Annotated in this window: 18 protein-coding genes and 1 pseudogene; 12 read left to right on the top strand and 7 right to left on the bottom strand. The window is 59.9% G+C overall.

Translation table 11 applies throughout. From position 1 onward, the window contains the following. The first annotated feature begins 101 nt into the window (after positions 1 to 101). From SSARUM_RS18465 to SSARUM_RS18455, 3 genes are all read left to right on the top strand, one after another. Positions 102 to 998 (top strand): LysR family transcriptional regulator, encoded by an 897-nt coding sequence (locus SSARUM_RS18465; protein ID WP_033649787.1) that lies wholly within the window; start codon positions 102 to 104, stop codon positions 996 to 998. 98 nt (positions 999 to 1096) lie between these two features. Beyond that, the gene (locus SSARUM_RS18460) at positions 1097 to 2278 is read left to right on the top strand and encodes an MFS transporter (RefSeq protein ID WP_033635673.1); all 1182 of its coding nucleotides are present in this window, start codon (positions 1097 to 1099) and stop codon (positions 2276 to 2278) included. Positions 2279 to 2369: 91 nt separating this feature from the next. Further along, positions 2370 to 2708 (top strand): DUF2002 family protein, encoded by a 339-nt coding sequence (locus tag SSARUM_RS18455; protein WP_016929830.1) that lies wholly within the window; start codon positions 2370 to 2372, stop codon positions 2706 to 2708. A 25-nt stretch (positions 2709 to 2733) separates the two neighbouring features. Here SSARUM_RS18455 and SSARUM_RS18450 read toward each other — a convergent pair whose 3' ends face one another. Further along, complete coding sequence (locus tag SSARUM_RS18450; RefSeq protein ID WP_033649788.1) at positions 2734 to 3180, bottom strand: DUF1198 family protein; 447 nt, start codon at positions 3178 to 3180, stop codon at positions 2734 to 2736. A gap of 68 nt (positions 3181 to 3248) precedes the next feature. Next, entirely contained in the window at positions 3249 to 3584 is a 336-nt protein-coding gene (locus SSARUM_RS18445) for an MbeD/MobD family mobilization/exclusion protein (protein ID WP_033635672.1), read from the bottom strand. Positions 3585 to 3768: 184 nt separating this feature from the next. Here SSARUM_RS18445 and smrA point away from each other — a divergent pair, with 184 nt between their 5' ends. Continuing rightward, entirely contained in the window at positions 3769 to 4341 is a 573-nt protein-coding gene (smrA, locus tag SSARUM_RS18440) for a DNA endonuclease SmrA (protein ID WP_043147844.1), read from the top strand. Positions 4342 to 4391: 50 nt separating this feature from the next. Here the strand turns inward: smrA and SSARUM_RS18435 are convergent, their stop codons facing one another. Continuing rightward, positions 4392 to 4805, bottom strand: a complete 414-nt coding sequence (locus SSARUM_RS18435; RefSeq protein WP_033635670.1) for a DoxX family protein — start codon at positions 4803 to 4805, stop codon at positions 4392 to 4394. Between the two features lie 192 nt (positions 4806 to 4997). Here SSARUM_RS18435 and SSARUM_RS18430 point away from each other — a divergent pair, with 192 nt between their 5' ends. Together SSARUM_RS18430 and SSARUM_RS18425 are read left to right on the top strand one after the other, a co-directional pair. Next, a complete protein-coding gene (locus tag SSARUM_RS18430) occupies positions 4998 to 5228 on the top strand; it encodes a (4Fe-4S)-binding protein (protein WP_033654326.1) in 231 nt (76 codons plus the stop codon). Between the two features lies 1 nt (position 5229). Next, positions 5230 to 5508, top strand: coding sequence for a GNAT family N-acetyltransferase (locus tag SSARUM_RS18425; protein ID WP_033654325.1), 279 nt, complete (start codon positions 5230 to 5232; stop codon positions 5506 to 5508). A 32-nt stretch (positions 5509 to 5540) separates the two neighbouring features. On the opposite strand, the gene SSARUM_RS18420 is transcribed toward SSARUM_RS18425, so the two are convergent. After that, the gene (locus SSARUM_RS18420) at positions 5541 to 5723 is read right to left on the bottom strand and encodes a YodC family protein (RefSeq protein ID WP_025303973.1); all 183 of its coding nucleotides are present in this window, start codon (positions 5721 to 5723) and stop codon (positions 5541 to 5543) included. 120 nt (positions 5724 to 5843) lie between these two features. Between SSARUM_RS18420 and SSARUM_RS18415 the strand changes: the two genes are divergently transcribed. Beyond that, a complete protein-coding gene (locus tag SSARUM_RS18415; protein ID WP_060388315.1) occupies positions 5844 to 6359 on the top strand; it encodes a DUF1543 domain-containing protein in 516 nt (171 codons plus the stop codon). On the opposite strand, the gene SSARUM_RS18410 is transcribed toward SSARUM_RS18415, so the two are convergent. Continuing rightward, a complete protein-coding gene (locus SSARUM_RS18410; protein ID WP_033635666.1) occupies positions 6354 to 7280 on the bottom strand; it encodes a LysR substrate-binding domain-containing protein in 927 nt (308 codons plus the stop codon). The two genes, SSARUM_RS18415 and SSARUM_RS18410, sit on opposite strands and share 6 nt — an antisense overlap. Positions 7281 to 7365: 85 nt before the next feature. Between SSARUM_RS18410 and SSARUM_RS18405 the strand changes: the two genes are divergently transcribed. Then, complete coding sequence (locus tag SSARUM_RS18405; protein WP_033649791.1) at positions 7366 to 7863, top strand: GNAT family N-acetyltransferase; 498 nt, start codon at positions 7366 to 7368, stop codon at positions 7861 to 7863. 62 nt (positions 7864 to 7925) lie between these two features. Here the strand turns inward: SSARUM_RS18405 and SSARUM_RS18400 are convergent, their stop codons facing one another. Beyond that, a complete protein-coding gene (locus tag SSARUM_RS18400) occupies positions 7926 to 8660 on the bottom strand; it encodes a class I SAM-dependent methyltransferase (protein ID WP_033649792.1) in 735 nt (244 codons plus the stop codon). An 86-nt stretch (positions 8661 to 8746) separates the two neighbouring features. On the opposite strand from SSARUM_RS18400, the gene SSARUM_RS18395 reads away from it, so the two are divergent. The 3 genes from SSARUM_RS18395 to SSARUM_RS18385 all read left to right on the top strand — a co-directional run bounded on the left by SSARUM_RS18395 (position 8747) and on the right by SSARUM_RS18385 (position 11463). Continuing rightward, positions 8747 to 9199 (top strand): GNAT family N-acetyltransferase, encoded by a 453-nt coding sequence (locus tag SSARUM_RS18395; RefSeq protein WP_033649793.1) that lies wholly within the window; start codon positions 8747 to 8749, stop codon positions 9197 to 9199. A gap of 114 nt (positions 9200 to 9313) precedes the next feature. Beyond that, positions 9314 to 9730, top strand: coding sequence for a DUF2946 domain-containing protein (locus SSARUM_RS18390; RefSeq protein WP_196239252.1), 417 nt, complete (start codon positions 9314 to 9316; stop codon positions 9728 to 9730). Positions 9731 to 9801: 71 nt separating this feature from the next. Further along, the gene (locus tag SSARUM_RS18385) at positions 9802 to 11463 is read left to right on the top strand and encodes a DUF2534 family protein (protein ID WP_060426202.1); all 1662 of its coding nucleotides are present in this window, start codon (positions 9802 to 9804) and stop codon (positions 11461 to 11463) included. A gap of 62 nt (positions 11464 to 11525) precedes the next feature. Here SSARUM_RS18385 and SSARUM_RS18380 read toward each other — a convergent pair. After that, positions 11526 to 12133 (bottom strand): annotated as a pseudogene (locus SSARUM_RS18380) (DNA primase); the annotation flags it as partial. 380 nt (positions 12134 to 12513) lie between these two features. On the opposite strand from SSARUM_RS18380, the gene SSARUM_RS18375 reads away from it, so the two are divergent. Continuing rightward, positions 12514 to 12897, top strand: a complete 384-nt coding sequence (locus SSARUM_RS18375; RefSeq protein WP_139291252.1) for a hypothetical protein — start codon at positions 12514 to 12516, stop codon at positions 12895 to 12897. Positions 12898 to 12929 lie beyond the last annotated feature (32 nt).

The raw sequence follows: 12929 nt of genomic DNA, 5'->3' as shown, positions 1-12929 counted from the left end.
CCTCCGGTTGAAGGCGAGCAGTGTATCGGGGGGAAAAGTGCGGATAAATCGGCGGCGGGCGATTACACTGTCAAAATGATTTTGACAATAAGGGCGGCGAAATGCTGAATTTGCAGCGCCTGGCGATCTTCGCTGCGGTAGTGGAAGCGGGCAGCTTTACCGCGGCGGCGGCGGCGCTGGGGCAAACCAAGGCGGTGGTGAGCTTTAACGTCAAGCAGCTGGAGAACGAGTTGGGGGTGTCACTGCTGGCGCGCAGCACCCGGCGGCTGTCGCTGACCGACGCCGGCGAACGCTTTTACCAGCGCAGCCTGCAGCTGCTGCAGGAGGCGGAAAACGTGCTGGACGACGTGCGCCGCGATCACCACGGGCTGAGCGGCGTGCTGCGCATCACCAGTACGCCGGAGTACGGCGCGCAGGTGGTGGTGCCGGCGCTGGCGGCGTTTTCGCGGCAGCATCCGCGGCTGCGCATCCAGCATGTGTCTTCTTCTTATCACGCCGATCTGATCTCGGAGCGCTTTGACGTGGCGATCCGCCTGGGCCAGCTGGCGGATTCCAGCCACCGCGCGGCGCTGATCGACAGTTTCGCCATTTTTCCGGTGGCGTCGCCGGGTTACCTGGCCGAGCGACCGATTCATTCGCTGACCGAGCTGGCGCAGGCGCAGTGGATCGCCCATAGCCGGCTCAGTTCGCCGCTCAGCTGGCAGGTGGCCACGCCGCAGCGCGAAGCGGTGCTGTTCAAGGTGGCGGACGCTGCGACGCTCACCGGCGACAGCGCCGCGGCATTGCTGGCATTCGCCCTGCATGGCGCCGGGGTGGCGCTGCTGCCGGCGTGGCTGGCGCAGCCCGAAATCGACGCCGGCCGGCTGCAGCGGTTGCTGCCGGATCACCGTTTCCCCGAGCAGAGCATCTACGCGCTCTACCCGAATACCCGCCACGTGCCGGAAAAGGTGCGGGCGTTTATCGATTTTCTGCGCGCGCGGGTGGCGGCCAACCGTTAGCGAAATAATAATTCGTTATAACTCTCTCATTTATCATCAGATCCCATCGGGGTATGCTGGCAATCTCTGTCTATCCCGTCCGATGCGAGCCACCTTCGATGACCGCAGAAAATAACCTCCAGCTGAACCGACGCATTCTGTCCGTGGTGATGTTCACCTTCGTCTGCTACCTGACCATCGGCCTGCCGCTGGCGGTGCTGCCGGGATTTGTGCATGACCACCTGGGTTACAATTCGGTGCTGGCGGGCCTCATCATTAGCGCGCAGTACTTCGCCACGCTGTTCAGCCGCCCGCACGCCGGGCGCTATGCCGATCAGCTGGGGCCGAAAAAGGTGGTGTTGTTCGGCCTGGCGTGCTGCGGCGCCAGCGGCCTGTTTTATGCGCTGGCGTTCGGCGTTGACGGTTACCCGTGGCTCAGCCTGCTGTTGCTGTGCGTGGGGCGGGTGTTTCTCGGCGTCGGCGAAAGCTTCGCCAGCACCGGTTCCACGCTGTGGGGCATCGGCCGGGTCGGAGCGATGCACACCGCGCGGGTGATTTCCTGGAACGGCGTCGCCACCTACGGGGCGATGGCGGCCGGGGCGCCGCTCGGCGTGTACCTGAATCAGCAGTGGGGATTGGCCGGGGTGGCGGCGCTGATCGTGCTGGCGGTCGCGGTGGCGCTGCTGTTGGCGAGCGGCAAGCCGGACGTTTCGATCGCCGCCGGGCAGCGCATCGCTTTCCGCGCGGTGTTCGGCCGCATCTGGGCCTATGGCCTCGGGCTGGCGATGGGCACCGTCGGCTTTGGCGTGATCGCCACGTTCATCACCCTTTACTACGCCGACAAAGGTTGGAGCGGCGCGGCGTTTTCGCTGACGCTGTTCAGCTGCGCCTTCGTCGGCATCCGCCTGATCTTCAGCAACGTCATCAACCGCCACGGCGGTCTGAAGGTGACGCTGGCGTCGTTTCTGGTCGAGATCGTCGGGTTGCTGTTGATCTGGCAGGCCGGCGAACCCTGGATGGTGCAAACCGGCGCGTTGCTGGCCGGCGCCGGTTTCTCGCTGGTGTTCCCGGCGCTGGGCGTCGAGGCGGTGAAACAGGTGCCGCCGCAGAACCAGGGCACGGCGCTCGGCACCTATTCGGCATTCCTCGATCTGGCGCTGGGCATCACCGGGCCGCTGGCCGGGCTGCTGATTGGGCAAGCGGGCGTGCCGTCGATCTATCTGGCGGCGGCGCTGCTGGTGGCGCTCGGGGTGCTGCTCACCCTGCGTCTGCTGCAGCGCAGCCGAGCCATTCAGGAATAGTCTGAAACCCGGATTCCTCCCCAGAAAATCATTGTTTCGGTGAATGATTACGGTAAGGTCGCTCAGCGGTCCAGAATGAGAGGAGGAATCGATGTATTTACGGCCGGATGAAGTGGCTAAAGTGTTGGAGAATACCGGCTTTGAGCGTGATTATGTCACCGACCAGGCCTATGGCTACCGCAAGGGTACACACTACGTGTATGTGAATCGCGAAGCGCGGATGGGCAGAACCGCATTGGTGATCCACCCGGCGCTGAAAGAGAGAAGCGTGCATTTCGCCACGCCGACCTCTCCGGTGCGCACCAGCGAGCAGTATCTGGAGTTTCCCCTGGATTTAAGCAGCGACGCCCCGAACCAGCGTTACGGCATCGCACACGGCTTCAGCTCGCGCGAAGCGCTGTCGCGCTACCTCTACAGCATGTTCCTGTAATCGGTCCCCCGCCCGGGGGACGCGATCAGCCGTGGGCCAACGCTTCGCGGTTGAAACGCTCATTGTAGGCGCGGCGGAACTGCGCCAGTTCAAACGCATCGATATCCAGCTCGGCGAAGTAAAACAGCGCCGCTTCGGTGTGCTCGGCGTGCAGCTCCGGCGACAGGCCGGCGCGCAGCAGCACGTCGCGCCATAGGGCAATCTGCTCGTCGTCCGCCTGTTTGATGAACGTCAGGTAGATGAACAGCAGATAAGCCGCCTGGTGCATCTCTTCGGTGTAGCCGTTGTTCAGCATGCGGATAAAGGTCTGGCTTTGGCGGCTGCCCATCTCCTGGATCATCGATTCAATCAGCATCGGCTTGACCCTCAGCAGATGGGCCAGCGAATCGATGGCTTTGCGGGTGTCGGACGTCAGGATGCGGTAACCGATGATAAATACGACGATCAGGGCGGCGAGGATGATCCAGGTCATTTAGGCTTTATTACACTCTCAATACGCCAGAAGAGGGGGCGGGAGGCGCTGTGCGACAGCGCCCGCTATCAATGCTGTTCGCCGCTGAAATTACCGACCGCGCCCTGTTGGCGCAGGTGGTGATTGAAGGTGGCCGCGTCTTTGGCCAGCGCATCCAGATGGGCGCCGAGCATTTTGATCTGCTTCACCAGCGCATGCTGCTCCGGCACCGAACTGGCGGTGCTCAGTTTGCGCGCCAGTTGTTCATTCTGCGCCCGCAGCGCGGCTTCGCGCTGTTTGGCTTCTTCCAGCAGTTGCTGCAGCGCCTGGTAGCTCTGCTGCCATTCGCGGTGTTGCCGTTCGAAGCTGCTCTGCAACTCATTCATCGCATTTTGAAACTGGATTTCCAGCTCGCGCATTGTCATGGGCTCGATCCTTTGCGGCACTCAATGATGGCTTAGCAGTATAGCGAAAACTGTTCGCAAGCTCACCCGTTGACGACAAATGAGACAAATGCCGCTGACAATTCCCGGCTTGCAACCGTGGCAAGGCGTCTTACAATCGACCCCATTCCCGGCCGTAAAGGCTGCCGTTCAAGAGAGGTGGAATATGAGCGAGCAGGAAAAAGACTTTTTTGAACAGGCGATGGCGGACGTGGTGCCGCTGGCGAGCGGGCGGCAGACGCTGTACCTCAAGCCGCAGGAGACGGTAGACAAAAGCGCGCGGCGCGAAGCGCAGCGGCTGCGGCAGGAAAACTTCCTCAGCACCGATTTCCTCGAGGTGATCCCCTGTGAACAGCCGCTGGAGTTCAAAGGGGAAGGCATTCAGCAGGGCGTGCTGGACAAGCTGCGCAACGGGCGTTACCCGCCGCAGGCTTCGCTGAACCTGTTGCGTCAGTCGGTCGAAGCCAGCCGGCAGGCGCTGTTTCGCTTCATCTTGCAGGCGGAGGCGCAAAACCTGCGTTCGCTGCTGATCGTGCACGGCCGCGGGCGGCAGAACGAAAGCCATCCGAATATCGTGCGCAGTTACGTCGCCAAATGGCTGGCGCAGTTTGAACAGGTACAGGCGTTTTGCCGCGCCTTACCGCGCGACGGTGGCGAGGGCGCCTGCTATGTCACGCTGCGTAAATCGGTGCAGGCCAAGGCGGAAAACTTTGAGCGCCACGCCAAGCGCAGCCGTTGAAGGGATAGCCGAAATAAAATGGCCGGCGAATATCGCCGGCCATCGATGAATTATTTATTAAATATTTTATAGTCCAGCGAATAACGGCCGGCGCCGGTTACCGCCAGCAACAGCAAGCCGCCAATGATGCTGATGTTTTTAAAGAAGTTGATTTCGTTGCCCATCATTTCCATGCCGGTCATTTTCCAGAACGGATGGCCGATAAACGCGGTGCCCAAAACATACAGGGCGAAAATGACCGCGATAGGGCGAGTAAACAGACCGAGAATAAGCGCGATGCCGAAAATAAACTCCACCAGCACGGCAACGATCGCCGCCAAATAAGGCATCGGTGTGCCATAGCCTTCCATCGCCGTGACGGTCGCACCGAAGTTGACCAATTTCATCCAGCCGAAAATGATAAACAGAATCATCAGTAATATGCGGGACAGCAAAATGACGCCGTCTTTTGAGCTATCACCCATTTCGAACTCCTTAGCCACTGTCGGAATTATGTTGTCTTACTGAATAAAGATTAGAACAATTTACGTTTTTTTCTAGCGGCGACGGGCGGTTGCGCCACTTTTTTCGGTGTGCGAGACGCGTGGTGAAGCCGGCGGCATTGCCTATACTTGAACCCGGAGCAAAAACAATAAAACAGGCAATGTGAGGCCAAGATGGACGAGAAATTGACCGCCGCCGGTTACCGCCGTTATTCCGGTGATAAGATTGACGTTTATTTTAACCGTGCAGTTTGCCGCCATTCCGCCAACTGCGTGCGTGGCAACGCGGCTATTTTTACCCTGAACCGCCGCCCGTGGATTATGCCGGACAATGCCGAGCCGGCCGAAGTGAAACGCGTCATCGACACCTGCCCCAGCGGCGCACTGAAATATAGGGAGAAATAATATGGCTCATAAAATACTGGCAGACGAGAAGCGTTTTTATATCAATGATGAACAAGGCAAGCTGATCGCCGAGATCTCTTTCGTGCCGAGCGGCGACAAGCTGACCATTATCGATCACACCTGGGTGGATGAGTCATTGAAGGGGCAGGGCGTCGGTAAAAAGCTGGTGGCGCTGGTGGTGGAGAAAATGCGCGCGGAGCAGCGTAAAATCATTCCGCTGTGCCCGTTCGCCAAACACGAGTTCGATACCACGCCGGCCTATCAGGACATTCGCGCCTGACGCGATAACGGGGCGCGGCGCGCCCCGAGCGTTCAGCAGACGCCGAAATCGCCGTCTTCGTGGTACAGCGCCACGTCGCTGGCCTGCACCTCCGTGCGCTGCTCTTTGCCCAGTTCATTCCAGCTGCAAACCAGGGTTTCGCCGTCGATCGCCACCACGGTCATCTTTGGGCCGCCGGTGGTGCGTTGAACAAAATCACCGATATTGAATGCCATGCGTTCCTCCACAACAGATTAAACCTCACCTATTGATAACACAGAATGGCGCCGCCGTTGGCAGATGTTTCGCTATGTATTATTTTATATAGCGATTATCACCAAGGAGAGCAGACTAACATGCCGGGATTATTGATGTTTTATGTGGGCGGTACGGCGCCGGGCGCCAATATTGAGCTGCACGACGTGCAGTTCGCGGCGGCGGATCGGCCGGAAGAGGCGTATCCGCTGCTGCGTGAAAAGTGGTTCGGCGATAAGCGCAAGGTGCATGTCGACGGCTATGCGCGCATCGACTGGGCGGACGGTTACGACGTGAGCCTGGAGCCTACGCCGTTCGCCGGTGAAGAGAAGCTGTTTTTCGTCAACGTGGGCGGCTACCGCAGCGATGAGCTGGCGGAATTGCACCAGTTCGGCCTGTTTGTGGCGCGCTCTGCCGACGAGGCGAAGGACAAAGCCAAACGGGTGCTGTTGACGGACAGCGCGCAGCAGCACAAGGATGACCTGGCTGAGGTGGACGACTGCCTGCTGCTGCAGGCGCTGCAGGGCTACCACGTGCATCTGCGGGCCAACCCGCACGGCAAACCGGCCCGGCCGCTGTGGCAGGGGTATCTGCCGATCGGCGAACCCGCGTTATAGCGCCGCCAGCGCCTGCAGCTGTTGCCGCAACCAGCGGCAGGCCTCCGGCCGGCCGTTTTTGCGGTGCAGGTAGATTTTGATCTGATACGGCGGCACCGGAAACGGCAGGGGATGGATAGCCAGCGCCGCCGCCTGCCGCAATTTTTGCGCGGCGTAGCGCGGCATGCTCATCACCAGTTCGCTGTCGGCGACGATGAACGGCGCTCCCAGCAGCGAAGGCGTGCGGATGGCGATATCGCGCTGCAGCCCCAGCTTATCGAGCTGATAGTCAATGACGCCGCGCTGTTCGTTCCACGGCGTCACCACCAGATGGCGCGCCCGCAGGTAGTTTTCCAGCGTCAGTTCGCCGTATTTGACGCTGAAGGCGGGTGAACAAATCGCCACATACTCATCCTCCAGCCAGCTCACTTCGTCGATCTCCGGGTAGCTTTCGCCGTCGGTTTCGGTAAAGCCCAGCGCGAAGTCGATGCGCCCCGCCAGCAGATCGTTCAGCGCCACTTTGCGCTCGGAATAGCGCAGCTGGAACGACAGCCCCGGCGCCAGGCGCTGCATCTGCGCCATCAGCGCGGGAAATACCGCGAAGGCGGTGTAATCGGTAATGGCGAAGGTGAAGCTCTCCCGGCTTTCGGCGGGAACGAAGCGCGGGCGCGGATGCAGCCCTTTGGCCAGCAGCGCCAGACTTTCGCTGACGGTCGGGGCCAGGCTGTCGGCATACACGGTCGGGTGCATGTCGTTGCCGACCCGGTAAAACAGCTCGTCCGCCAGCGCCTTGCGCAGCCGGATCAGCGCGTGGCTCAGCGCCGACGCGCTGAGAGCCAGCTCCGCCGCGGCGCGCGTTACAGACCGCAGCCGATACACCGCTTCGAACACCAGCAGCAGATTGAGATCGAGGCGTTTCAAATCCAGATGCATGATATTCATTACCTGTTGATGAAAATGCAGTTCATACAGTATTTGAGGCGCGATATGCTGGCAAGCACAGCCATCAACACACTCAGGATTTGCCATGACCATTGAGATTTACCCGGCGCAAAAAAGCGACGCCAAACTGATTCTGGATATGATTATCGAGCTGGCGGTGTACGAAAAGGCGCGCGAGCAGGTGCTGGCCAGCGTGGAAGATATCGAACGCAGCCTGTTTGGGCCGGGCGCCTGTTCCGAAGCGCTGATTTGTACGGTAAACGGCGAGCCGGCGGGTTATGCGGTGTTCTTTATGAGTTACTCCACCTGGCTGGGTAAAAACGGCATCTATCTGGAAGACCTGTACGTGGCGCCGAAGCATCGCGGCGCGGGCGCCGGTAAAAAGCTGTTGCGGCACATCGCCCAGCTGGCGTGCGAACGGCAATGCGGCCGCCTGGAGTGGAGCGTGCTGGACTGGAACCAACCGGCCATCGATTTCTACCTCAGCATCGGCGCGCAGCCGCAGGGCGAGTGGGTGCGCTATCGTATGGAAGGCGAGGCGCTGACGCACTTCGCGGCGCACGGGGCGGCGCTGCCGGCATAATAGCCGTTGGGGGGAGGCGGCCTCCCCAACTGTGGTGATGTGAACGGTTTACTGCGGATCAATCAGGCGGGTTTGCGGGCGGCGAGAATGAAGATCATCGGGCGCTCCTGCTCTTCGTCCAGCGCCGGATTAGCGGCAATTTGCTGCGCGCTGGGGCCCCATTCGTTCAAATGCTGGATGATAAAGCCTTGCTGCGCCAGCGGGTTGATATAGCCGCCGAGCGTGCGGTGCTGCTTGATGACACCTTCCGCCAGCCAGTTGGAAACGCGCTGGCCTTCTCGCTGGTAGCCGTTCACCGGCCAGGATTTCTGTCCGTTGCCGTCGGTCAGCCAGCCCTGCTGCGCCGGGGCGGTGTAGATCGGGTGCTCGGCGGTGAAGATGAACTGCCCGCCGGGTTTCAGCGCGGCGTAAACCGTGGCGAACAGCGCGGCCAGATCCTCGAGGTAGTGCAGCGTCAGCGAGCTGTAGACCAGATCGTAACTTTCCGGCGGCAGCTGCAGCTGCGCCAAATCCTGCCGACGATACGCGATGCCCGCGTCGGCGGTCATCTCCCGCGCTTTTGCCAGCATTTTTTCCGAGACGTCCAGCCCCAGCACGCTGGCTGCGCCCTGTTCGCGCGCGCTGCGGCAAAACCAGCCGTAGCCGCAGCCGAGATCGACCACGCTTTTGCCCTGCAAATCCGGCAGGATGCGGCGGATGGCGGGCCATTCCGGCGCGCCGTCCAGGCCGTGCTGCGAGCGGCTGAGCTGCGCATAGCCGTCGAAAAAGGCCTGATTGTCATAGATGTTTTGCGTCATGATGACTCCTTGGGATGAATGCCGCTGTCATACCGTGCATAGTGCTGCATAATTCTACGCTGACAACATGGATAACAGGAATGACGATGGACATGATTTCGGTGCGGCAAGCGCCCGAGCTGGCGCCGCGCGCCATTGCGTATTTTCAGCGGCACTGGGCCACGGCAGAGACGCTGATGATGTATGAAGACGCCATCAACCGCAGCCTCGGCGCCGCCAACCCGCTGCCGCAGTGGTACCTGCTGATGGAAAATGACCAAATCCTCGGCTGCGCGGGGCTTATCACCAACGACTTTATCAGCCGTGGGGAGTTGTATCCCTGGCTGTGTGCGCTCTATGTAGAGGAAGCGCAGCGCGGCCGGGGCCACGGCGCCAAACTGATTGAGCATGTGGCGGCGGAAACCCGCCGACTGGGCTTCCCGCAGCTGCACCTGTGCACCGATCTGGAGGGGTATTACGAGCGCAGCGGCTTCGTTTACAACGGGCTCGGGTATCACCCCTGGGGCGAAGCCTCGCGGGTCTATTCGCGGGCGTTGTGATCGCCGCCGGGTGTGCGTAAGACAAACCTGACTTTTCTTTTCGTTCACCTCATCGCGCATCGCGGGTTACACTGGCCGCTTGTTCGCCACCGACCGGGTTAATTCGCCGCCGCGATGAGAGTGTCACGCCAGCTACAGCAACGCTTTACCGCCTGCATCGCCATTATGGCGGTGCTGTTGCTGTTTGTGGCGCCGGTGGTGTCGAAATCGCTGATGCACCACCAGATGATGGGCGGCATGGCGCAGACGGACGCCGCTATGCCGCACAACATGCACGCGATGACGATGCCCGCCGCCGAGCATGCCGGCCACCACGGCATGGATCCTGCGGAAATGATTTTCTGCGGTTATTGCGAGCTGCTGATCCACGTGCCGCTGCTGCTGTGGACATTCGTCCCGCTGCTGTGGCTGATGGCGCGCATCGCGCGCCTGCCTAGCGCGCCGCGCATCGTTTCTCCGCCCCTTCGGCGCCTTGTTCTGCGGCCGAGCCCGCGCGGGCCGCCCGGCCAACCGTTTTTCCCTATTGCTTGATCATGGGTAACGCCGTCCGTATCGCTGCGGACGGTTTGCCTGCGCGCACAGTTTGAAAAACGAGAAAGGCCATGTCTTCCATAACCAAAACTCCACCTGCCGCATCGCCGCGTGGCGCGATGCTGAACCTGATCAGACGGCTGCATTTTTATATCGGCCTGCTGGTCGCTCCTTTTATTCTGGTCGCTGCACTGACCGGCACGCTGTATGTGTTGACGCCGCAGCTTGAAGAGGCGCTGTATCGCGATGCGCTTTTCACCGAACCGCACGGACAGGCGAGATCGCTGGCTGACCAGATCGCCGCCGCCCGCCGTGCGGCGGGTGACGAGACGCGCATTTACGCCGTGCGCCCGGCACCCGGCGCAATGGACACCACGCGCGTACAGTTCGCGAGTGCCGATCTGGGCGCTTCCGAGTCGCGCGCGCTGTTTGTCGACCCTTACACTCTGGCGATCAAGGGCGATATGACGGTGTACGGCACCTCCGGCGTGCTGCCGCTGCGCACCTGGCTGGATAAGTTGCACAGCAGCCTGCTGCTCGGCGATCTGGGGCGCAACTACAGCGAGCTGGCGGCCTCCTGGCTGTGGGTGGCTGCGCTGGGCGGCGTGGCGCTGTGGCTGGCGACGCGGCCGAAGCGCAAGCTGAAAAAGGCGAAAGGGGGCTTCGCCGCCAGCCGCCATTGGCATATCACGCTGGGTGTGGCGCTGCTGGCCGGGCTGCTGTTCTTCTCGGCTACCGGGCTGACCTGGTCGCAGTGGGCCGGCGGCAACATCGACGCGCTGCGGGCCAACCTGGGCTGGCTGACGCCGCAGGTCAACACCAGCCTGCAGGCCGATACGCCGCAGACGCCGGCCGATCCGCACGCCGAGCACCGCGGGATGATGGCGGGCATGAAGATGGCCCCAGCCGCGCAGAGCAATGCGCTGAACGGCGACTGGGATCGGGCGCTGTACGCCGCGCGCGCCGCTGGAATAGACGCCGCCAAGGTCGAGCTGCGCCAGCCGAAAGGCGAGGGCAAAGCCTGGACGGTGACCGAAGTGGATCGCAGCTGGCCGACGCAGGTGGACGCGGTTGCCATCGCGCCGCAAAGCTTCGCCGTCGTCGACCAGCTGCGGTTCGACACTTTCCCGCTGATCGCCAAGCTGACCCGCTGGGGCATCGACGCCCACATGGGCATTCTGTTCGGCTTGCCGAATCAGCTGCTGCTGGCGGCGTTCGGCCTTGGGCTGTGCTTGATGATCGCGCTGGGTTACCGCATGTGGTGGATCCGCCGCCCGGCGGCGGGGGCGCAGCATCCGGTGCATACGCTGGTCGCCGCCTGGCTGGCGCTTTCCCTACCGGCGCGCGCCGGCACGCTGCTGGTGGCAGCGGCGCTGGGTTATTGCCTGCCGGTGATGGGCGTGAGCCTCGCGGCGTTGCTGCTGGCGGACGTGTGGCGCTGGCGCGGCCAACGGCAAAGCCACCGGGACGAAACGCCGGAAGCGGCCGCCAGACGCGCCGAGGTGCGTAAGTTCCGCGCGGCGGTGGCGACGGTGGCTGTGGCGGTCGGCTGCGTGATGGGCCGAGCGATCCTCGGCGGCACCGTCGAGCAATTCCAGCTGCCGATCGGCACCTGGAGCGCCCAGATGGTGATCATGCAGAGCCTGATGGTGCTGCTGTATACGCTGGTGTTCACCCTGCTGCTTTCCATTCCGCTGTGGTATTTCTTTCTGGGGGAGAAAGAGGGGCGGTGAGAAGGCGTCCGGCATGCCTTCGGGCATGCCGGATATTTGGGAATGTGGCTCAAGCGCGTATCATCTTGGTCAGGCAGGATAATCAGCGAGAACTCGACCACTGAATCCCTCTCCTGTGACGATTCCAGCGTATCGATAGTGGCCAAGGTGATGTTGTCTTTCCCCGCCAGCAGGCTGGCCATCACGCTTTTGCTGCTGCCATCGGGGCCGGTGACTTCAAGGAACAGTTGCCAGTCATAACAGTTCGCCAGCATTATAAACAACGCCGCGAGAATACGCTCCTGCTTGTCGTGATTGCCCCGGCAGCCTGCGTCAGCCACTGCCAGAAATGCGGCCCATGGTCAGCCAGGTTTTCCCCGATGCGTGGCGGGGTGTATTTCGCGCTGTTGACGGTGCGCAGCCAGTGTTCTTGCTGGTGGGCGCCGAACTGCCCCGTTGAGGGTATCGAATACCCCGTTACGAACGCCTATCAACCGGCGGGGCGGATCGTCCATCTGTGGCATCATCAGCTTGAGGGTGTCCCAAATGCTGTTGATACCAGCAGTGGAGAACAGTTCGGGCACCTTCTGGAACTGCGCGGTAATCTCCCGGCTCAGTTGCCTGTGTGGTAGTACTTACCACAATGGTCGCGTATGTAGTGAAATAGATCTTCCCCTACCGGCGTTACTGCAGGGTGTTACGTAGTGTTCGGGCTAGCTCGCTGGCGCTCATGAAGTTGAATTTAGCGACCCGATGAGGCAATAAGGTGTGATTTCACAGGAATGCGTAATTCAAATCCAATGAATAAAACTTGAAAACCCTTTAGTGATATTGATTATCATTTGCATTGGAGTGCTGCACCTGTAATGCTACCATCATAAAGCCATATAACTTTGAAAAGGACAAGTAGGATGCAAACAAGAGCTGTACTGTCAACTTAAAATACTACCGTTTCCAGTGAGAAAAGAACGGAAACTGCAACCAATGTGCTCAAAAGTTGGACTAAACATGGGTTGAGTGTTACCGATGATGATCTAAATAAATAGTATCATTAAAACGTGGATTGAAAATATGCTTAAATTTATATTAATTACTGCTCTTTGCATCACATCAGTAGGTTGTGCGGATAGTAAAAAAAATAAACTTGTATATGTAAGCGAAGATCTTCAATTTATTTTGGATAAAAAATGTATTGTGGAAATATCACCGATTGAAAAAAGTGCGGAAAATAATTATGCCTTAGCCATAAGATTGAGAAATGACACGGCGTGTGCAAGTAAACTCAATATGCTAATTTCTAAAAGTATTGGCAGGGATTTATTCATCTACTATAATTCAAATTTAGTTATGAAATCCCATGTGGCTAGTAGCCTAAATACTGAAAATGGATATAGGCAAATGATGCCAGATAAAAAAACACTTAATGATGTTTTGTCGTCATATAATGAGTTGTAAATATATCTCAAGTGCTTGAGCCACCAAGATAT

Source organism: Serratia sarumanii, assembly GCF_029962605.1.
In the GTDB taxonomy this organism is placed as follows: domain Bacteria; phylum Pseudomonadota; class Gammaproteobacteria; order Enterobacterales; family Enterobacteriaceae; genus Serratia; species Serratia sarumanii.
The sequence above is the reverse complement of the archived record's forward strand: the minus strand, read 5'-3'. Positions and strand labels throughout refer to the sequence as shown.